Raw genomic sequence first — 20,779 nt, forward strand, 5'->3', positions numbered from 1 at the left:
TCCCTGGTGTTGCCAGGAAGAACCGGACAGGCGCTCTACTTCGCGGAACTCTACTTCGCGGAAGCTGGTCAGCTGGAGGCGCCGGCCTTCTCGGCTACCGGCGCGTCGGCGTCCTCGTTCTCCGACGGAGACGATGCCGAGTCGGAGCCGTTCTGGCCGGCCTTCGTGCTCGCCTTGGTGCCCTTGACCGACGGGATGACGACGGTCGCGGTGCCGACGGGCACGGGCGTCGGGTTGCTCGGCGGGATCGAGGCGGGCATCGAGCCGGTGTCGGTCGACTCGGCGATCTCGGGCTCGGCCTCGGTGCCGTCGCCGACGACGGCGAAGCGGGCCTGCTGCGCGGGCGTCGCCCCCGCGAGGCTCGACGGCTTGGCCGGCGGGGTCGGCGTCGGCGCGGCCGGGGCACCCGGGGTGGCCGGACCACCGAGCATGCCGCGCAGCTCGTCGAGGTAGGAGTTGATCGAGTCGTGCTGACGCGTCAGGTCCTCGAGCTGGTGCTGCGCTGCCGACCGGCTCGACTCGGCCTCGGCGCGGGCGTCGTCGATGGTCTGCTCCGCGAACTCCCTGGCCTCGGCCACGATCCGGTCCGCGGACTTGCGGGCGTCGGCCACGAGGTCCTTGACGTACATGTCGGACTCGGAGCGGATCTTCTCCGCCTGCTCGAGGGCCACGGCCACGCGCTTCTCGGCCTCCGCCGCGTGCTCCTCGGCAGTGCTGACGAGCTTGGCGGTCTCGGACTTCGCCGTCTCGTGCCGCTCGGCGAGCTCCCGCTCCACCGCCTCCTTCTGGGTGACGACGTCGAGGTCCGCCTGGGCGAGCGCGGCGCGGGCCTGCTCGCGCAGGTCCTCCATCTCGCTGGTGACGGCGTTCGAGGCCTCGGCGGCCTGACGGCGTGCCTCGGAGAGGATCTGCTCGGACTCGGCACGGGCGCTGGCCAGCATCGCGGACGAGTCGCGCTCGGCGGTCTCGCGCTGCTCGGTGGTCTCCGTGTTGACCCTGGCGCGGAGCTGGGCGGCCTCGCGCTCCGTGTTGACTCGAAGCTCTGTGGTCTCGCGCTCGACGGTCGAGCGCAGGGTGCCGAGCTCGCGCTCCAGGCTGGCCCGGCGCTCGCTCTCCTCGGCGTTGATCGCGCTGGCGATCTGCGCGGACTCGCGCTCCGCCGAACCCACGAGCTCCTCGGCGCGGCGCTGCGCGGCCAGCAGGTGGCCCTCGGCCTCGGCGGCCATAGTGGTGCGGATCTCCTCGGCCTCGCGGCGAGCGCTGGCGAGCATCTCGGCGACCTCGGACTCGGCGCGCGAGCGCACCTGCCCGCCGGACAGCTTCGCGCGTGCCATGATGTCCGCGGCCTGCTGGTTGGCCTGGTTGATGATGTCGGTCGACTGGTCCTCGGCGGAACGCAGCAGCAGCTCGATGCGGGAGCCGAGGCCGGCGTACGACGGCTTCTCGGTCTCGCGCAGGTTGCGCTTGGCGTCGGTGAGGTCCTGAGTGAGCTGCATGGCGCGGCTGTCGGAGGCCTCGACCTGGCGGCGGGCTTCTTCGAGGGCGTGATTCAGCCGGTCCAGGTGCGCGTGCACCTGGTCGCGGTCGTATCCGCGCATGGCAGTCGGAAAGAGCGAGCGCTCGTCGGACACGGTGCAGACCTCCAGTGTCGGAACTTGGTGAGGCGCGGGTCAGGCTCCCCCCGTGGGACGTGGCTTATACCGCCCGTCCGGCGCCCAGGATACGTGCGTTGTGCTGCTGTGGATACTCCCACTAGCGGATGCAATGGACGAATTGCATGGAATACTCTCCGCTGGCTCACGCGGCCCGGACCGCGGTGACGGTTCAGGTGCCCCGTGAAGGGCCCAGTGAAGGAAGGGTGAGGATCCCGGCCGAACCGCACAAGCACACCTTTCATTGGACAGTGCTCAGCGTTCGGTCCCTATGCTGGAGCACCCACCTGATCGACGGGCACGCGCCCAAAATTGGAAGGGAATCGGTGGTGCAACGCTTTTTGGCGACTCTCCTGATCCTTGCCGGACTCGGCGGGATCGGCTACGGGGTCGCGACGGCAACCGTCCTGCGCGAGTCCGACACCGTTGTCGCGACCGCGACCCCCAGCGGTGACGGAACCATGGTCGTGACCGAGCCCGGAGTGCTCGGTCTGGTAGACGACCAGGTGACCGTCCGGGCCACTGTTCCAGAGGGACAGAAGGTCACGCTCGCTCTCGGGTCCGACGTCGACGTGCTCGGCTGGGTCGGCGACGACCCCTACGACTCGGTGACCGGCCTGTCCTCCTGGGAGACGCTGAGCGTCGCTCCCGGCACGGGCCTGGCCAGCGCGGAGGAGACCGAGGGCGAGGAGACGGACGATGCACCGGCCAAGAAGCCGAGCACCGGCCCCGACCCCGCCGGGTCCGACATGTGGATCTCCGAGGTGAGCGGTGAGACCACTGTCCGGATGCGCTGGACCGAGGAGCCCGGCCGTGTGGTGCTGCTGGCCGCGGGCGTCGGCAAGAACGCCGAGGCGCCCACCCTCGAGCTGACCTGGCCGCGCCCGGTCAACACCCCGTACCTGTGGCCCGGCGTGCTGGGCGGCGGCTTCGCGCTGATCCTCGGCATCTTCATGGCCATCGGCGCGCGCCGCGGCAAGAAGGGCGGCGGCAGCAAGGGCCGTTCGCCGTCCTCGGCCCGTACCCCCCGGCCGGACGCCGACCTGCCGCGTCGCGACGCGGTCTTCGGGGTCGACGGCGAGCAGTCGGGCCCGGCCGCACACGAGCCCGCCGCCGGCTTCCCGCCCGCGCTGGGCGACCCGGCCGACGGCGGCACATCGGTCTTCCCGCCGGCCGCCCCGCTGCGGCCGGGCCGGGGAGCGCCGGAGCAGCCGGCACCCGAGCCCGGGCCCGCGCAGGCCTGGGGCCCGCCCGCGCCGTTCGGCGGAGCGGCTCCGATCACCCCGCCGCCGACGCCCGAACCGGCCCCCGCACCCGAGCCGGCGGCCGCGCCCGCGGCGTCGGTCCGCGGGATCCGGCGCAGCCGCCGTGCCCCGGCCCCGGGGGCGGCTCCCGCTGCCCCCGCCCAGGCTCCGGCCCAGCGGCCGTCGTTCGGCGGCGCCGCACCCGAGCAGACGCCGGCTCAGTCCGCGGCGTCCGCCCCCGCACAGCCCGCCCCGGCCGCCTCGACGGCGTCGGGCCAGCCGATGACACGACGCGAGATGCGCATGCGCGACCAGGCGCAGCGTCGGGCCGCGACGGGCGCGATGCCCGCCGTGCCCGCGTCCGAACCAGAACCCGAGCCCGAGGCGGAGCAGCCGGAGACGCCGAGCAGCCGAGCTGCCGCGTGGCGCCAGACCTGGGGAGTCACCGGGGACGGAGACAAGCGATGAACCGGACCATGACCAGGACACGGGCCACCGCCCGCACGCGCGCCACCGCAGTGGTGGCGACGGTGCTCGCCACGGGGCTGCTCGCCGGCTGTGCCGAGGAGCTGCCCACGCCGAAGCCGGAGGCGCCCGTCGCGGCCGCCGTCGTCACACAGTCCCAGGACCGCAAGATCCTGGACAAGGTGGCCGGCGTCGTCGACAAGGTCGAGAAGGCCAGCGACGCCGACGCGCTCGGCGCGCGGCTGTCCGGACCCGCGCTCAAGATCCGCGAGACCCAGCTCGACGTCGCCGCCGCGCGTGGCGACAAGGAGCCGCTGACCGACCTGACGATGCAGATGCAGCAGGTGATCCTGCCGTCCGACCAGAGCTGGCCGCGCACCAGCTTCGCGATCACCGTGCAGCCCAAGGACCTGACCACACCGGTGCTCATGGCCTTCGACCAGTCCACCGCGCGTGACCAGTACAAGCTGTGGGGCTGGGTCCGCCTGCTGCCGGGCGTGACCATGCCGCGCTTCGCGGAGGCCGACCTGGGCAGCTCCGCGGTGTCGGAGGACGACAAGAGCCTCAAGGCGGCACCCAAGGACGTCATCCAGCAGTACGCGTCGGTGCTCACCGTCGACAACGACTCCAAGTACGCCGGCAACTTCGCTGACGACGACCTGCGCCAGTTCTTCCGGGACTACGGCAAGCTCCAGGTCGACGCGATCAACAAGGAGAAGTGCGACGGTGCCTTCGAGGTCGCGTACGAGCCCACGAAGGACCCGGTGAAGGCAGTGCGCACGGCCGACGGCGGTGCTCTCGTGCTCGCGGGGATGATCAGCAAGGAGACCATCACCGCGAAGGAGGAGGGCTGCGAGATCGGCCCGCCGACGGAGACGACCCAGGCACTCTGGGGCGACGCCGACGTGAGCAACGTGGTCGAGGTCAACTACGAGGACATGGTGGCGATGTACGTGCCGCCCAAGGACTCGGACGACCAGGTCAGCCTGGTCGGCTACGAGCACGTGCCGTTCTCGGTCTCGAACGGCTGACCTCGCCGCCGGTCGACTGACTCGGCGCCGCTAGGGTGGCCCCCGTGAACCCACGGAGGCCACCCTTGCCGCGTCCCGGAGCTCTTCTCTCGGCCCGACGGCGGGCGGTCGTCGGCCTGACGGCGGGCGGCGCTGCGTTCGTCCTGCTCGCGGGCTGCACGGTCGAGCCGCCCACTCCCGCGCCCGAGCCGCCGGTGGTCGCTGCCGTCGTCAGCGCAGCGCAGGAGCGCAAGATCCTGGACCGGGTGTCGGGGGTGGTCGAAGCAGCGGACGACGCCACCAAGGCGGACTCGCTGGCTGCGCGGCTGTCCGGGCCGGCGCTCTTGATGCGCCAGGCCGAGCTGAAGGCTGCCGCAGCCCGCGGCGACGACGACGGGCTGACCGACCTGACCATGCAGATGCAGCAGGTGATCCTGCCGTCCGACCAGGGCTGGCCGCGCACGAGCTACGCCATCGCGATGCAGCCCGAGGACGGGCGCGTCCCGGTGCTCACGGTGTTCGAGCAGCCGACCGCCCGGGAACAGTACAAGCTGTGGGGCTTCGTCCAGCTGCTGCGGGGGGTGACCATGCCGCGGTTCGCGGAGGCCGAGCTAGGCAGCGCGACGGTAGCGGCGGACGACAAGAGCCTCAAGGTGTCGCCCCAGGCCGCTGTCGAGCAGTATGCGTCCGTGCTGACGGTCGACGAGCGCTCGAAGTACGCCGACAGCGTCGCCGACGACGAGCTACGGCAGGACCTGCGCGAGAGCGGCGAGAACCAGATCGCCGCGATCGAGAAGGAGGACGGCGAGGGCAGCTTCGAGGTCGCGTACGAGCCGACGAAGGATCCCGTCAAGGCGGTACGGACGGCGGACGGCGGCGCAGTGGTGCTCGCGGCGCTGCTGAGCCAGGAGACGCTCGAGGCCGAGGAGGGATGGCGGCTCACGCCGCTCGCGCCGTCGGCCAAGGCGCTCTGGGGTGACGCCGAAGGGACCGACGTCATGAAGGTCGCCTACCGTGACATGGTGGCGTTGTACGTGCCGCCCGCCGGCTCCGAGGATCAGATCAGCCTGTTGGGCTTCCACCGGGTGCCCTACGCCGTGTCGAACGGCTGACCGGCGCTGCCAGCACGACGACGTGATCGCCGAGAGCGGAGTCGACGGGTGCGCAGCTCGCGGGTCATTAGGATTGCCCCATGAGCAGTGCCACCCCTCCGCCCGGTTCCGCCCGGAGCGCACAGCCCGAGTTCGCGGTGCGCGGCGCCGTCGACCTGTCCGCCCTCAACCGTCCCCAGGCGCCGCCGCCTGGGGAACCCGGTGGCGCACCCGAAGCCGGTGGCTTCGTGGTGGACGTCAGCGAGGCGAACTTCGAACAGCTGATCCGCGACTCGTCCACCTACCCGGTGGTGATCCTGCTCTGGATCCCTACCGACCAGGCGAATGCCGAGCTCGGCGTCACGCTGGGCCGTCTCGCGCAGGAGTACGGCGGCCGGTTCCTGCTGGGCCGCGTCGACGCGCAGGCGTCGCCGCAGGTCGCCGCGGCGTTCCAGGTGCAGGGCGTGCCGACGGTCGTCGCGGTGCTGCAGGGCCAGCCCCTGCCGCTGTTCCAGGGCGGCGCCGACGAGCAGCAGATCCGCGGGGTGCTGGACCAGGTGCTGGCCGCCGCCGACCAGAACGGCGTCAAGGGCCGGGCTCCCGGTGCGGCGCCCGCGACCGACGAGCCGGAGGCCGAGCCGGAGCAGCCGCTGCCGCCGCTGCACCAGGAGGCGTACGACGCGATCGAGCGCGACGACCTCGACGCCGCGGCCGCCGCCTACGAGAAGGCCCTCCGCCAGGACCCGAAGGACGCCGACGCGACCGCCGGCCTCGCGCAGGTGCACCTCATGCAGCGCACCCACGACGCCGACCTCGCCGCGGCACGCCAGGCCGCGGCCGACGCGCCGTCCGACGTCGACGCGGCGCTCGCCGTCGCCGACATCGACATGCTGGGCGGCAAGGTGGACGACGCCTTCGCCCGCCTGCTCGACCTGCTCCCCGACGCCGACGCCGAGGGCAAGGAGAAGCTCCGCGTGCGGCTGCTGGAGCTCTTCGAGGTCGCGGGCACGACGGACCCCCGCGTGAGCAAGGCCCGCAAGCGCCTGGCCCTCTACCTTTACTGAGTCCCGTTGAGTGCTGGCTATTTGCGCTGTTTCGATCGTCAGCAGCGCAAATAGCCAGCACTCAACGGTGGGTGTCCGGGGTCAGGACTATCGCGGCCAGTGGGGGGATACGGACTACCGCCGACCACTCGCGGCCGTGGTGCGGGACTCGTTCGGCCTGGACGCGGCCCATGTTGCCCACGCCCGAGCCGCCGTAGGCGATGGCGTCGGTGTTGAGGACCTCGAGCCAGACGTGGCTTGCGGCGTCGGTAGTCGAGGTCTCGCTGGGCGACACGGGCTCGACCGCTGCCGACCGCTCCAGCACCGGGAGCGCCGGCAGCGGCAGGCGGTAGCCCTCGTGCGGGATCCCCGCGAAGTTCACCACGACCACCACCGGGTCCCCGGAGCGCGAGCGGCGCACGTAGGCCAGCACGTTGTGGTTGGCGTCGTTCGAGTCGAGCCACTCGAACCCCGCCGGGTCGAAGTCGAGCTCCCACAGGGCGGGCGTCGCGCGGTAGAACGCGTTCAGGTCCCGCACCAGGTGCTGCACGCCCGCGTGTCCGCCGTCGCCGAGCAGGTCCCAGCGCAGGCCGCCGGACTCGGACCACTCGGAGTCCTGCGCGAACTCGCAGCCCATGAACAGCAGCTGCTTGCCGGGATGGGTCCACTGGTAGGCGAGGAAGGACCGGACGCCCGCGAGCTGCTGCCACCGGTCGCCGGGCATCTTCCCCAGGAGCGACCCCTTGCCGTGCACCACCTCGTCGTGGCTGATCGGCAGCACGAACTGCTCGGTGAAGGCGTAGATGAGCGAGAACGTGAGCTCGCCGTGGTGGTACCGCCGGTTGTACGGGTCCTCGGCCAGGTAGCGGAGGGTGTCGTTCATCCAGCCCATGTTCCACTTCAGGCCGAAGCCGAGCCCTCCGCTCGACGTCGTGCCCGTGACCTGGGGGAACGCCGTGGACTCCTCAGCGATCATCATGACGCCCGGCGTGCGCCGGTAGGCCGTCGCGTTCGCCTCCTGGAGGAACTCGATGGCTTCCAGGTTCTCGCGCCCGCCGTGCACGTTGGGCGTCCACTCGCCGTCCTTGCGGGAGTAGTCGAGGTAGAGCATGGAGGCGACGGCGTCCACGCGGAGCGCGTCGACGTGGAACTCCTCGAGCCAGTAGGTCGCGTTCGCCACGAGGAAGTTGCGCACCTCGCGACGGCCGAAGTCGAAGACCAGCGTGCCCCAGTCCTGCTGCTCGCCACGGTGCGGGTCCGGGTGCTCGTAGAGGGCCGAGCCGTCGAACCGGGCCAGGGCGAACTCGTCGCGCGGGAAGTGCGCGGGCACCCAGTCGAGGATGACGCCGACCCCGGCCCGGTGGAGCTCGTCCACGAGGTACCGGAAGTCGTCGGGCGAGCCGAACCGCGCCGTCGGCGCGTAGTAGCTGGTGACCTGGTAGCCCCACGACCCGCCGTACGGGTGCTCGGCGACGGGCATCAGCTCGACGTGCGTGAAGCCCTGCTCGGTGACGTACGCCGTGAGCTGCTCCGCGAGCTCGCGGTAGCCGAGGCCGGGGCGCCACGAGCCCAGGTGCACCTCGTACACGCTCAGCGGGGCGGAGTGCGGGTCGGTGGCCGCCCGGGCCGACAGCCACGCGTCGTCGTGCCACTCGTGCTCCGAGGCCGTCACGACGCTCGCCGTGGCGGGCGGCGCCTCCGTCGCCTTGGCGAGGGGGTCCGCCTTGGTGCGCCAGACGCCGTCGGCCCCCAGGATCTCGAACTTGTAGCGCAGGCCCGGGCCGACGTCGGGGACGAACAGCTCCCACACGCCCGTCGAGCCGAGCGACCGCATGGGGTGCGTGCCGCCCCAGCCGTTGTGGTCGCCGACGAGCCGCACGCCGCGGGCATTCGGCGCCCACACCGCGAAGGCGACGCCCGCGATGTCGCCGGCCGCGCTCGGGTATCGGTGCAGGTTGGCGCCGAGCACCTGCCAGAGCTGCTCGTGCCGGCCCTCGCCGATCAGGTGCAGGTCCACCTCGCCGAGCGTGGGCAGGAACCGGTACGGGTCGTCGGCGGTCCAGGTGTCCGTGCCCGAACGGGTGCGGATGCGGTAGTCGGGGGCGTGCCGGGACCCGTCCGGGTCCTCGGTGGCGGACACGACGGCGGCCCAGACCCCCGCGCCCTGGTGGGTGGCCGCCACCTCCCCGTCCGAGGTGGTCACCACCACCTCGTCGGCGAGCGGGCGCAGCGTGCGCACGACAGCCCATGGCCCGTCGAGCGGGTGCGGGCCGAGCACGTGGTGCGGGTCGTGGTGGGATCCGGACGCTATAGCGGTCAGGACCTCGAGGTCGACGTCGGGCAGGTCTGCCATGGGGTTACCTTTCCACGCCGGGTGCGTCGTGTGCGACACGTCACGCCGTGACCGGGTCACGAGCTGAGCACGCGCTCCACGGCGGCCAGGGGGATGTGCATCCACGCGGGCCGGTGCCGGAACTCGTACACCACCTCGTACAGCGCCTTGTCCACGGTCAGGGCGCGCAGCAGCAGCTCGGCGGTGGCCACGTCGAGCTCGCTGCCCGACGCCGCGGCGCCCGGCACCGCCCGCACGGTGCCCTCGTGCGCCTCGCCGCTGGCCTGCCGGTAGCCCTCGAGAAAGCTGACCTGGGCGTGCCCGGCCCAGTGCGGGTCAGTGGCCTGGCCGACGGCGGCCGCGTAGTCGAGCGACCGGAGCATCCCGGCGACGTCGCGCAGGGGCAGGTCGGGGGCCACGCGCTCGGACACGGGGCGCTGCGGCTCGCCCTCGAAGTCGAGCACCTTCCAGCCGCCGGGCGAGTACAGGGCCTGGCCAAGGTGCAGGTCGCCGTGGATCGGCTGCAGCGGCACGAGGCCGCCGTTGCGCTCGGCGACGGCGGACAGCCGGGCGCTCACGGCGTCGAACAGGGCGGCGACGCCGGCGCGGTGCGGTGCGAGCTCCGGGACGTCGGCGAACGCCTCGGCGGCCCGGCGCCGCAGCACGCCCATGAACCCGGCGGGCTCCAGCCCGGGCCCGGGGCCGAGCGCCTGGCGCAGCATCGCGTGCAGGTGCGCGACGACGGCGCCCAGCTCCGCCGCCCGCTCGCCGAAGTCCTCGTCGCGCGCCGCGTACGCGCAGGCCAGCTCGAACCCGTCCGTGGCGTCGCCGACCAGCTCGGAGAGCACGGCGAGGTGGGCGAGCGGCTCGGCCGGGACGCTCGGGACGACGCCGCGCACGGCACCCGGCACCGCAACCGGCACAGCAACGGGTGCGGGCAGCTGGACGGCGCCGAGGAACCGCGGCACGCCGTCCCAGCCGGCCCGGGTCAGGGCCTCCGGGATCACGACGTCGGGGTGCGGGCCCAGCGCGACGGTGCGCAGGATCTTGAGCATCCCGCCCCGCCCGGCCTCGTGCGGCAGGGCGGGGACCATCACCGAGGTGTTCGACTGCTCGCCCGAGATGCGCCGCGCCCCGGCCAGCTCGGTGCCGTTCTCCGGCTCGCCCGTACCCGGGAGGGCGGCAGCGAGATAGGCGTGCCAGGCCGCGGGGTGGACCCCGCCGTCGTGCACGGTAACGGTGCCCGACGCCGTCCGCACCGTGCCGATCAGGCCCGCCGCCTCCGTGTCGACGGTGTCGGCCGTCGGCTCCGCCGTGGGGGTCAGGACCAGCGGGACCTGGATCACCAGCGACTCGTCGCCCGCGGCGAGGCCCGGGCCGGCCAGCCGCAGCAGCGCGATGACGACGTCGGCCACGCCCGGGAACGTGACCGTGAGCCACGGCTCGTGCGTCACGTCCCCGGGTGGCACCGGGTACCAGCGCTGCTCGGGCAGCCACGTGTCCAGCAGCCGCAGCACCTCGGGCGCGAGGTGCGCGGCTCCGGGGAGGACGTGGACGGGTCGCGCCGGGCTCACACCTCTCTCACCCGCCCTGGCGCCCCGGTCGACCCTGGCGCCGTCGCCGAGCCGACCACGCCGACGACGCCGACCGCGCCGGCCGCCGCCGCCCGCACCGGCGGGGCCAGCACCAGCCAGTAGAAGTCGCGCGCGCCCCACGTCATCGTCAGGACGCCGTCGTCGCCCACGCTCGGGAACCCGGCGCCGCCGAACACGTCGGTGAGCGTCCAGCCGGCGTACCCGGGGAGCTTGATCGTGGACGACCGCGCGGTCGCGGACAGGTTCGCGGCCACCAGCAGCGTCTCGTCCGCGGAGGACCGGGTGAACGCGATGACCGACTCGTCGTTGCAGTCGAGCGCCGTGAAGTCGCCCGTCCCGAACGTGGGGTGCAGCTTCCGGAACGCCAGCATGTTGTGCATCCAGTGCAGCATCGAGGTGGGCTGCGCGAGCTGCGCCTCCACGTTGGTGTGCTGGTAGTGGTGCACCAGCGACTGGATGAGGGGCAGGTACAGCTTGCCCGGGTCGGCCGTGGAGAAGCCGGCGTTGCGGTCCGGCGTCCACTGCATCGGTGTGCGCACGGCGTCGCGGTCGGGCAGCCAGATGTTGTCGCCCATGCCGATCTCGTCGCCGTAGTAGATGCACGGCGTGCCGGGCATCGACAGGAGCAGCGCGTTGGCCAGCTCGATCTCCTTGCGGGAGTTGTCGAGCAGCGGCGCGAGCCGCCGTCGGATGCCCACGTTCGCGCGCATCCGAGGGTCTGGGGCGTACCAGCCGTACATGCTGGCGCGCTCCTCGGTGGACACCATCTCCAGGGTGAGCTCGTCGTGGTTGCGCAGGAACGTGCTCCACTGCCCGCCCGCCGGGATGGCCGGGGTGTCCGCGAGGATCTCCAGGAGCTGGCGGGCCCGCTGGTCGCGGATCGCGTAGAAGATGCGCGGCATCACGGGGAAGTGGAAGCACATGTGGCACTCGGGGTCGTCGTCCGTGCCGAAGTACTCCACGACGTCCGCCGGCCACTGGTTGGCCTCGGCCAGCAGGATGCGGCCCGGGAACTCCGTGTCCACCATCCGCCGTATGCGGCGCAGGAAGGCGTGCGTCTCGGGCAGGTTCTCGCAGTTGGTGCCCTCGTTCTCGAACAGGTACGGCACGGCGTCGAGCCGGAACCCGTCCACGCCGAGCTGCAGCCAGAACCGCGCGACGTCGAGCATCGCCTCCGCCACGCGCGGGTTCTCGAAGTTCAGGTCCGGCTGGTGGTTGAAGAACCGGTGCCAGAAGTACTGCCGCCGGACCGGGTCGAAGGTCCAGTTCGACGTCTCCGTGTCCACGAAGATGATGCGCGCACCCTCGTAGCGGGTGGGGTCGTCGCTCCACACGTAGAAGTCGCCGTACGGGCCGTCCGGGTCGGCGCGCGAGGCCTGGAACCACGGGTGGGCGTCGCTGGTGTGGTTCATGACCAGGTCGATCACCACGCGGATGCCGCGCTCGTGCGCGGCGGCGACCAGGTCGCTGAAGTCCGACATGGTGCCGAACTGCGGCGAGACCGCCGTGAAGTCGGCGACGTCGTACCCGCCGTCGCGCAGCGGCGACGGGAAGAACGGCGGCAGCCACAGGCAGTCGATGCCCAGCCACTCCAGGTAGTCGAGGCGCTCCACGAGGCCGCGCAGGTCGCCCGAGCCGCCGTCGGCCGAGTCGGAGAACGACCGGATCATGACCTCGTAGAAGACCGCCTTCTTGTACCACTCGGGGTCGTCCGACAGGCCTTTGCGCCGGGCGTCGAGGCGCGGCTGCCGCCGCGGCGGCAGCGCCTGGACGGGCACGGGAACCGACGGCGGGTTGGGCATGCTGGGGCGCTCCGGCGTGGAACGCTCGGGCGGCGCGGGGTAGCCCTCCGTTGGCCCGACGGCGGGGCCTCCCGGCCCGAACGTCGTCATGCCGGACCCACCTGAAGGACGTGGGCCACGCGGACCCGCGGGTCGAGCCGGACCCAGGGATGCGCTCCCCAGCCGTAGGTCTCGCCGGACAACAGGTCGTGTGCCACGAAGAACGGGGCGTTCTCGTCGCCCTCGGGAGCACTGAGGCCGAGGGCCGATAGGTCTAGGTGCACTACAGACTCCTGCACGTTCCGGGGGTCCAGGTTCAGCACAACCACGACCACGTCGTCGTGCCGTGGGGAACGACGATCGTTGCCCCCAGTTCTCATGGTGCGGCCCGGGGGCGCCGCTGTCGCGCGCGAAAGGTGATCGACGCCGATCCGGCGCGAGTACGCGACCACCTGCCCGTTCGTCGTGGGGTGGACCGTCAGGTTGCGCAGCTGCTGCAGCGCGGGGTGCGCGCGGCGCACCTCGTTGAGCTTGCCCAGCAGCAGCGCGATCCCGTACTCGTCCGCGCGGGCCCAGTCCCGGGGCCGGTACTCGTACTTCTCGTTGTCGATCTGCTCCTCGACGCCGGGCCGCGGCGTGTTCTCCACGAGCTCGTAGCCCGAGTAGATGCCCCACGTCGGCGAGCCGGTGGCGGCGAGCACCGCCCGGACGGCGAAGGCCGCGGTGCCGCCGTCGATCAGGTAGGGCGGCAGGATGTCGTGGGTGGTGGGCCAGAAGGACGGGCGCAGCACCGAGCCCTGCGGCCCGCTCACCTCGGCGAGGTACTCCGCGACCTCCTCCTTGGTGTTGCGCCAGGTGAAGTAGGTGTACGACTGGTGGAAGCCGATCTTGGCCAGCGTCTGCATCATCGCCGGCTTGGTGAACGCCTCCGACAGGAAGATGACCTCGGGGTTCGTCGCGTGCACCTCCGCCAGGGCCCACTCCCAGAAGTTCAGCGGCTTGGTGTGCGGGTTGTCGACCCGGAACAGCGTGACGCCCCGGTCGATCCACAGGCGCAGGATGCGCAGGATCTCGCGCCCCAGCCCGTCGGGGTCGTTGTCGAAGTTCAGCGGGTAGATGTCCTGGTACTTCTTGGGCGGGTTCTCGGCATAGGCGATTGACCCGTCGGCGCGCGTGGTGAACCATTCGGGGTGCTCCGTGACCCACGGGTGGTCGGGGGAGCAGTTGAGCGCGATGTCGAGCGCGACCTCCAGCCCTTCGGTCTGCGCCGCCGCGACGAAGTCCCGGAAGTCCTGCTCCGTGCCGAGGTCGTGGTGGATCGCCTCCAGCCCGCCGTCGGGCGAGCCGATCGCGTACGGGGAGCCGGGGTCGCCCGGCTCGGCGGCGAGCGTGTTGTTGCGGCCCTTGCGGAACGTGGTGCCGATCGGGTGCACCGGGGTGAGGTAGACGACGTCGAACCCCATCGCCGCGATGGCCGGCAGCCGCTTCGCAGCCGTCGCGAACGTGCCCGACACCCACGTGCCGCTTCTCTTCTTCTTGTTCTTCTTCTGGTACGCCCCCTCAGAGCGGGGGAACATCTCGTACCAGGAGCCCGCCAGCGCGAGCCGGCGCGACACCCGCAGCGGGTAGGCGTCCGACGCCGAGACCAGCTCGCGCAGCGGCGCGCGGCGCAGCGCCTCGGTGACCTCGGGGGACGTCGCCGCCGCGAACCGGGCCGGCGCCGGGCGGGTGTCGTCGGCCAGGGCGCGCCGCGCCGCGCTCAGGGCGCGCGCGGCACGGGTGGTCCGCCCCGGGGCGACCAGCGCGTCGTCCGGCACCAGGCGGCAGATCTTCTCGAACAGGCGCACGCCCTCCGCGAGCATGAGCTCGGTGTCGATGCCCGCGCCGATCTTGATCCCCGCGTCGTGCACCCAGGTGGCGTAGGGGTCCGACCACGCCTCGACGCGGAAGGACCAGTCGCCCTCGGCGTCGGGCTGCAGGAACCCGCGGAAATGGTCCAGGCCAGGGGCGATGTCGACCATCGGGGCCCACGAATGGTCCGAGCCGTCCGGGGCCACGAGGACGGCGGTGGCGGAGACGGCGTCGTGCCCCTCGCGGAAGACCGTGGCCTCGACCGGGACCACCTCACCTACTGCCGCCTTCGCCGGCCATCGGCCGCCCTCGACGACAGGGGCGACCTCAAGGACGGGGATGCGGCCGATCCGGCCGGACGTGGTGTACGAGCTCACTGGAACACGCTATCGACCTGGGCGGTCGAGATGCGATACGGGCGCGCCGTGTTTGAAAAGTGTCGGTGGAGGGGCTCTGCGGAGGTGGCACATAGGGCCGCACCAGGCGATGTGTGCTCGCCCGGACATGTGCGTAGTCTTCCTCCAGTGAGAGCGATCCGCAGATTTACCGTCCGCACGGTCCTCCCCGAGCAGCTCGCGGCGCTCGACGAGCTGGCCCAGAACCTTCGCTGGTCCTGGCACGCGCCCACACGCGAGCTGTTCGCGAGCATCGACCCCGAGCTCTGGTCGGACGTCCGGGGCGACCCCGTCGCGCTGCTCGCCGCGCTCGGGTCCGAGCGGCTCGATGCGCTCGCGGCCGACGAGGCGTTCACGGGCCGGGTGCGCGCGGCGTCGGAGGACCTGCAGCACTACCTGCGCGACGCCCGGTGGTACCAGGGGCAGGCGGCAGGCGGCGAGCTGCCGCGCGCCATCGCCTACTTCTCGCCGGAGTTCGGCATCACCTCGGTGCTGCCGCAGTATTCGGGCGGCCTCGGCATCCTGGCGGGCGACCACCTGAAGAGCGCGTCCGACATGGGCGTGCCGATCGTGGGCGTCGGCCTGCTGTACGGCGCCGGCTACTTCCGGCAGTCGCTGACCCGCGACGCCTGGCAGGTGGAGACGTACCCGCTGCTCGACCCGGACGGCCTGCCGCTCGCCGTCCTGCGGGAGGAGGACGGCACGCCCGCCGTCGTCTCGCTCGCCCTGCCCGGCGGGCGCACGCTGCACGCGCACGTCTGGGTCGCCGCCGTCGGCCGGGTGCCGCTGCTGCTGCTCGACTCGAACGTGCCGGAGAACGACGACGCCGCCCGCAAGGTGACCGACCGCCTCTACGGCGGCGGCGGCGAGCACCGGCTGCAGCAGGAGCTGCTGCTCGGCGTGGGCGGCGTGCGCGCGCTGCGCGCCTGGTCGCGGCTCACCGGCGCGCCGCAGCCGGAGGTCTACCACACCAACGAGGGCCACGCGGGCTTCCTCGGGGTGGAGCGCATCCGCGAGCTCGTCGGTTCGGGGCTGAGCGTCGCCGAGGCGCACGAGGCGGTGCGCGCCGCCACGGTGTTCACCACCCACACGCCCGTGCCCGCCGGCATCGACCGGTTCCCGAAGCACCTGGTCACCGCGTACTTCGGCGGCGACAACGCGATGGAGGGCGTGCCGCTGGAGAGCGTGCTGGCCCTCGGCTCCGAGGACTACGACGGCGGCGACCCCACCGTGTTCAACATGGCCGTGATGGGGCTCCGGCTCGGCGGCCGGGCGAACGGGGTCTCCCTGCTGCACGGCCAGGTCTCGCGGGAGATGTTCGAGGGCCTGTGGCCCGGGTTCGACGCGCGCGAGGTGCCGATCACGTCGGTCACCAACGGCGTGCACTCGCCCACCTGGGTCGCGCCCCGGCTCGCGGCCGTGGAGGAGGAGCGTATGGGCCTCGACCAGATCACCGCCCCCGAGGCGGCGCCCCTCTGGCTCGACCCGAGCCGGGTGTCCGACCCCGAGCTGTGGGCCCTGCGCGGCCAGATGCGCGGCGAGCTCGTGACCGAGGCCCGGCGTCGCGTCTATGCGTCGTGGCGCGAGCGCGGGGCGTCCCCGGCCGAGCTCGGCTGGGTCGACGACATCCTGTCGCCAGACGTGCTCACGATCGGCTTCGCCCGCCGGGTGCCCACGTACAAGCGGCTCACGCTCATGCTGCGCGACCAGAACCGGCTCAAGGCGCTCCTGCTGCACCCCGAGCGGCCTGTGCAGCTCGTCGTGGCGGGCAAGTCGCACCCCGCCGACGACTCTGGCAAGCGGCTCATCCAGCAGCTCGTCCGGTTCGCCGACGACCCCGCGGTGCGGCACCGCATCGTGTTCCTGCCGAACTACGACATCGGCATGGCGCAGTCGCTGTACCCGGGCTGCGACGTGTGGCTGAACAACCCGCTGCGGCCGCTGGAGGCCTCCGGCACGTCGGGCATGAAGTCCGCGCTCAACGGCGGCCTGAACCTCTCGATCGAGGACGGCTGGTGGGCCGAGTGGTACGACGGCGAGAACGGCTGGGGCATCCCCACGGCCGACGGCGTGGTGGACGCCGACCGCCGGGACGACCTGGAGGCCGCCGCGCTGTACGACCTGGTCGAGTCCCAGGTGGTGCCCGCGTTCTACGACCTGACCGACGGCGTGCCGGGCCGCTGGCTCGAGATGGTGCGGCACACGCTCGCCACGCTCGGCCCGAAGGTCCAGGCCACGCGCATGGTCTCCGAGTACGTGCACGGGCTGTACGCCCCGGCGGCCGAGGCCGGCCGGCTGCTCGCCGCCGACGGCTTCGCCGCGGCGCAGGACCTGGCGGGCTGGAAGGCCCACGTGCGGGGCTCGTGGCCCCAGGTGCGCGTGGACCACGTGGAGTCCGCCGGCATCGCTGAGGCGGTGCAGGTCGGCGACCGGCTCACGGTCCGCGCCTACGTCTCGCTCGGCCCCCTGTCGCCCGACGACGTCGACGTGCAGGTCCTGCACGGCCGGGTCACGGAGGCCGACGTCATCGACGAGTTCTCGGCCGAGTCGCTCGCCCTGGTCGAGTCGTACGAGGCGGGGCGGCACGCGTTCGCCGGCGAGGTCGACCTGGACAGGTCGGGCCCGTTCGGCTACACGGTCCGGATCGTGCCGAAGCACCGGCACCTGACGAGCGTCGCGGAGCTGGGCCTGGTCGCCAACGCCTGACCCGCACCAGCCCAGTGATCTGGCCCAGAACTCGCGTGAGTTCTGGGCCAGATCGCTGAGTTGCGGCGCACTGGATTAGGTGAACCGGGTCTCGGGTGGGGAGAGTGGCCCCATGAAGATCAACGTGGACCGCGACGCCTGCTGCGGCGCCGGCCAGTGCGCCCTGCTCGCCCCCGACGTGTTCGGGCAGGACGACGACGACCGGGTCATCCTGCTCGACGAGCGCCCGCCCGCCGAGCTCGACTTCGCGGTGCAGGAGGCGATGAGCATGTGCCCGACGGGCGTCATCTGGGTGGACCAGAACGCCTGACCGGCCGCGGGGGTACAGGCTTGGCGGTCTCTATCTCGGCGGCCGCCACATCGACCTCCTGGGGCTCCCCGCGTCCGGGGGCCGGGTCGGTGCGCAGCCGCAGGCCGGCGTCGGACACATCCACGACGAAACCGATCAGGTCCGTCCAGCGGTGGGCCGTGCCGCCGTCGGACACCAGGGGGCCGGACGGCGCCAGCCGGCGCCGGACCACTACCCGCGTGCCGGGCTGGAGGGCGCGCCAGCCGCCGGCCGGGGCGGGCGGTGTAGCGAATGTCACGTCGGTCCTCCTTCCGCTGCGTGAGACCGGTGGGGATCTGCGGGTCTCCCGGGAGATACTAGGATCGCGCCGCAGGGCCCGTCCCGCGGTCTGCGTCTGCATGATCCTCAGTCCGGAAGTGGAAGGACACCCTCGAAGTGACCTACGTGATCGCTCAGCCGTGCGTCGACGTCAAGGACCGGGCGTGCATCGAGGAGTGTCCCGTGGACTGTATCTACGAGGGCAGCCGCTCCCTGTACATCCACCCGGACGAGTGCGTCGACTGCGGCGCCTGCGAGCCGGTCTGCCCGGTGGAGGCCATCTACTACGAGGACGACGTCCCCGAGGAGTGGAAGGACTACTACCGCGCGAACGTCGAGTTCTTCGACGACCTGGGCTCGCCCGGCGGTGCCGCGAAGATGGGCGTCATCGAGAAGGACGACCCGATGATCGCGGCGCTCCCGCCCCAGGCCTGACGGCCCGCCAGCATGGGTCTGCACGATTTGTCGGACCTGCCTTACCCGTGGGACTCGATCGCCGAGATCACGGCGACGGCGAAGGCCCACCCCGGCGGCCTGATCGACCTCTCCATGGGCACGCCAGTGGACCCGACGCCCGAGGTCGTGCGGCGCGCGCTCGAGGCGGCGTCGAACGCGCCCGGCTACCCGATGACGGCGGGCACGCCCGCGCTGCGCCAGGCCGTCGCGGACTGGTTCGGCCGGCGTCGTGGCGTGCCCGGCCTCGACCCCGCCGCGGTGCTGCCGACCATCGGCTCCAAGGAGCTCGTCGGACTGCTGCCGTCGCTGCTGCACCTCGGCCCGGGCGACGTGGTGGTGCACCCCGCCGTCGCCTACCCCACCTATGTGGCGGGGATCCGCGCGGCGGGTGCCACGCCGCTCGCGACGGACGACGTCGCCGACTGGGCCGGCCGCGACGACGTCAGGATGGTCTGGGTGAACAGCCCGGGCAACCCCACCGGCCGGGTGCTGGACGTCGCGGCCCTGCACGAGGTGGTGACGGCGGCGCGCGCCATCGGCGCCGTCGTCGTCTCGGACGAGTGCTATGCCGAGCTGGGGTGGGACTACCCCCGCGATCCGGAGACGGGCCGGGGCGGCGTCCCGTCGGTCCTCGACCCGCGCGTGTGCGGCGGTTCGCACGAGGGCGTGCTCGCGGCCTACTCCCTGTCGAAGCAGTCCAGCATCGCGGGCTACCGGGCGGCCTTCCTGGCGGGCGACCCCGCGCTGATCGCCGACCTCACCCAGACCCGCAAGCACCTGGGCCTCATCGTGCCCGCGCCGGTCCAGGCGGCGATGACGGCGGCGCTGTCCGACGACGAGCACGTCGCCGCCCAGCGGGAGGTCTACGGCGCGCGACGCCGGGCGCTCTCCGCCGCGATCGCCGAGGCAGGGTTCGTCGTGGACGAGTCGGGAGCCGGCCTGTACCTCTGGACCGCCGCTCCGGACGGCCGTTCCGGTCTGCGAATAGCAGAATGGTTCGCGGGCCGCGGCATTCTTACCGCGCCCGGTCATTTGTACGGCGATGACAGGCATACGCGCGTGGCACTGACCTCCACTGACGCACAGATTGCCGATGCTGTGTCACGTCTCACAGAGGCTTGACCGAAGGATTGGAAAAACGAGAGCAAGGCGCGATATTGTCGTGCCCCAGGTCGACGCTGCCCGTCAGCTTTCTTCACACAGCAGCGTCCCTCGTGCGCCATTCAGGAAGGAAGACATGACCTCCACACCGGTGGACGGCTCGAGCCGCGTCGAGCTCGCCGTCAACGGAACCACTCACACCCTGCCTGTCGTCGCCGCGAGCGAGGGCAACGACGGCATTGTGGTGTCGTCACTGCTCAAGGACACGGGCCTGGTCACGGTTGATCCGGGCTTCATGAACACGGCTTCGTGCGAGTCGGCGATCACGTACATCGACGGCGACGCCGGCATCCTGCGCTACCGCGGGTACCCGATCGACCAGCTCGCCGCGGGCTCGGGCTTCCTCGAGGTCGCGTACCTGCTCATCTACGGTGAGCTGCCGAGCCCGTCGGAGCTGGACTCCTTTACCGAGCGGGTCAACCGCCACACCCTCGTGCACGAGGACTTCCGCACGTTCATGGGCACCTTCCCCCGGAACGCGCACCCGATGGCCGTGCTGGCATCCGCGGTGAACGCCCTGTCCACGTTCTACCCGGAGTCGCTCGACCCGGCCGACGACGAGCAGGTCGACCTGGCCACCGTGCTCCTGCTCGCCAAGACGCGCACCATCACGTCCTACCTGCATCGCCGCCGCGTCGGCGAGCCGCTGCTGTACCCGGACTACTCGCGGGGCTATGTCGAGGACTTCCTGCGGATGACGTTCGCGACGCCGTACGAGGCGTACGAGGCGGACCCGACGGTCGTCGACGCCCTGGAGAAGCTGCTCGTGCTGCACGCGGACCACGAGCAGAACTGCTCGACGTCCACGGTGCGCGTCGTCGGCTCGTCCAACGCGACCCTGTACGCATCGGTAGCGGCGGGCGTGAACGCGCTGTCCGGGCCCGCGCACGGCGGCGCCAACGAGGCGGTGCTGACGATGCTCGAGAAGATCCGCTCGGGCGGCGAGACCGTCGACACCTTTATGGAAAAGGTCAAGAACAAGCAGGACGGCGTACGCCTGATGGGCTTCGGCCACCGGGTCTACAAGTCCTACGACCCGCGCGCCGCGATCGTGAAGAAGTCGGCCGACGAGGTGCTCGACAAGCTCGGCGCCAAGGACGAGCTGCTCGACATCGCGCGCGGCCTGGAGGAGATCGCCCTCTCGGACGACTACTTCGTGGAGCGCAAGCTCTACCCGAACGTCGACTTCTACACGGGCCTCATCTACAAGGCCATGGGCTTCGAGCCGGAGATGTTCACGCCGCTGTTCGCGCTGGGCCGCATGCCCGGCTGGATCGCCCAGTGGCGCGAGATGATCAAGGACCCGCAGACCAAGATCGGCCGCCCGCGCCAGGTCTACACGGGCGCCACGGAGCGCCCGTACATCCCGGCGTCGATGCGCTGACCGGGG

Annotated in this window: 15 protein-coding genes; 9 read left to right on the plus strand and 6 right to left on the minus strand. The window is 72.0% G+C overall.

Going from position 1 to position 20,779, the window contains the following annotated elements; all coding sequences use genetic code 11:
• Positions 1 to 68: 68 nt before the first annotated feature.
• Positions 69 to 1,631 (minus strand): DivIVA domain-containing protein, encoded by a 1,563-nt coding sequence (locus ACFT2C_RS14085; protein ID WP_377207680.1) that lies wholly within the window; start codon positions 1,629 to 1,631, stop codon positions 69 to 71.
• Between the two features lie 350 nt (positions 1,632 to 1,981).
• Between ACFT2C_RS14085 and ACFT2C_RS14090 the strand changes: the two genes are divergently transcribed.
• The 4 genes from ACFT2C_RS14090 (at position 1,982) to ACFT2C_RS14105 (ending at position 6,526) form a co-directional block, all read left to right on the plus strand.
• Positions 1,982 to 3,364: a hypothetical protein gene (locus ACFT2C_RS14090; RefSeq protein WP_377207681.1), complete on the plus strand. Its 1,383-nt coding sequence runs from the start codon at positions 1,982 to 1,984 to the stop codon at positions 3,362 to 3,364.
• A gap of 8 nt (positions 3,365 to 3,372) precedes the next feature.
• Positions 3,373 to 4,392, plus strand: a complete 1,020-nt coding sequence (locus ACFT2C_RS14095) for a hypothetical protein (RefSeq protein WP_377207682.1) — start codon at positions 3,373 to 3,375, stop codon at positions 4,390 to 4,392.
• A gap of 65 nt (positions 4,393 to 4,457) precedes the next feature.
• Positions 4,458 to 5,483, plus strand: coding sequence for a hypothetical protein (locus tag ACFT2C_RS14100; protein ID WP_377207683.1), 1,026 nt, complete (start codon positions 4,458 to 4,460; stop codon positions 5,481 to 5,483).
• An 80-nt stretch (positions 5,484 to 5,563) separates the two neighbouring features.
• On the plus strand, positions 5,564 to 6,526 hold the full coding sequence (locus ACFT2C_RS14105) for a tetratricopeptide repeat protein (RefSeq protein WP_377207684.1): 963 nt from the start codon (positions 5,564 to 5,566) through the stop codon (positions 6,524 to 6,526).
• 61 nt (positions 6,527 to 6,587) lie between these two features.
• On the opposite strand, the gene glgB is transcribed toward ACFT2C_RS14105, so the two are convergent.
• The 4 genes from glgB to ACFT2C_RS14125 form a co-directional block, all read right to left on the minus strand.
• Positions 6,588 to 8,858 (minus strand): 1,4-alpha-glucan branching protein GlgB, encoded by a 2,271-nt coding sequence (glgB, locus tag ACFT2C_RS14110; protein ID WP_377207685.1) that lies wholly within the window; start codon positions 8,856 to 8,858, stop codon positions 6,588 to 6,590.
• Between the two features lie 56 nt (positions 8,859 to 8,914).
• Positions 8,915 to 10,411 (minus strand): aminoglycoside phosphotransferase, encoded by a 1,497-nt coding sequence (locus ACFT2C_RS14115; RefSeq protein ID WP_377207686.1) that lies wholly within the window; start codon positions 10,409 to 10,411, stop codon positions 8,915 to 8,917.
• Complete coding sequence (gene treS, locus ACFT2C_RS14120; protein WP_377207727.1) at positions 10,408 to 12,234, minus strand: maltose alpha-D-glucosyltransferase; 1,827 nt, start codon at positions 12,232 to 12,234, stop codon at positions 10,408 to 10,410. The genes ACFT2C_RS14115 and treS overlap by 4 nt, the downstream gene beginning before the upstream one ends.
• An 86-nt stretch (positions 12,235 to 12,320) precedes the next feature.
• Positions 12,321 to 14,441, minus strand: a complete 2,121-nt coding sequence (locus ACFT2C_RS14125) for an alpha-1,4-glucan--maltose-1-phosphate maltosyltransferase (protein WP_377207687.1) — start codon at positions 14,439 to 14,441, stop codon at positions 12,321 to 12,323.
• A 147-nt stretch (positions 14,442 to 14,588) separates the two neighbouring features.
• On the opposite strand from ACFT2C_RS14125, the gene glgP reads away from it, so the two are divergent.
• Together glgP and ACFT2C_RS14135 are read left to right on the plus strand one after the other, a co-directional pair.
• Positions 14,589 to 17,165 carry an alpha-glucan family phosphorylase gene (glgP, locus tag ACFT2C_RS14130; protein ID WP_377207688.1) on the plus strand — a complete coding sequence of 859 codons (2,577 nt, stop codon included), beginning with the start codon at positions 14,589 to 14,591 and terminating at the stop codon, positions 17,163 to 17,165.
• Between the two features lie 112 nt (positions 17,166 to 17,277).
• Positions 17,278 to 17,475, plus strand: a complete 198-nt coding sequence (locus ACFT2C_RS14135) for a ferredoxin (RefSeq protein ID WP_377207689.1) — start codon at positions 17,278 to 17,280, stop codon at positions 17,473 to 17,475.
• Here the strand turns inward: ACFT2C_RS14135 and ACFT2C_RS14140 are convergent.
• The gene (locus ACFT2C_RS14140; protein ID WP_377207690.1) at positions 17,450 to 17,752 is read right to left on the minus strand and encodes a DUF6725 family protein; all 303 of its coding nucleotides are present in this window, start codon (positions 17,750 to 17,752) and stop codon (positions 17,450 to 17,452) included. The two genes, ACFT2C_RS14135 and ACFT2C_RS14140, sit on opposite strands and share 26 nt — an antisense overlap.
• 137 nt (positions 17,753 to 17,889) lie before the next feature.
• On the opposite strand from ACFT2C_RS14140, the gene fdxA reads away from it, so the two are divergent.
• The 3 genes from fdxA to ACFT2C_RS14155 all read left to right on the plus strand — a co-directional run bounded on the left by fdxA (position 17,890) and on the right by ACFT2C_RS14155 (position 20,773).
• Positions 17,890 to 18,207 (plus strand): ferredoxin, encoded by a 318-nt coding sequence (gene fdxA, locus ACFT2C_RS14145; protein WP_108495780.1) that lies wholly within the window; start codon positions 17,890 to 17,892, stop codon positions 18,205 to 18,207.
• Positions 18,208 to 18,219: 12 nt separating this feature from the next.
• Positions 18,220 to 19,350 carry a succinyldiaminopimelate transaminase gene (dapC, locus tag ACFT2C_RS14150; RefSeq protein WP_377207691.1) on the plus strand — a complete coding sequence of 377 codons (1,131 nt, stop codon included), beginning with the start codon at positions 18,220 to 18,222 and terminating at the stop codon, positions 19,348 to 19,350.
• 115 nt (positions 19,351 to 19,465) lie between these two features.
• On the plus strand, positions 19,466 to 20,773 hold the full coding sequence (locus tag ACFT2C_RS14155) for a citrate synthase (protein WP_377207692.1): 1,308 nt from the start codon (positions 19,466 to 19,468) through the stop codon (positions 20,771 to 20,773).
• Positions 20,774 to 20,779: the final 6 nt, after the last annotated feature.

Origin of the sequence: Promicromonospora sp. NPDC057138 (assembly GCF_042670845.1) — a bacterium.
In the GTDB taxonomy this organism is placed as follows: domain Bacteria; phylum Actinomycetota; class Actinomycetes; order Actinomycetales; family Cellulomonadaceae; genus Promicromonospora.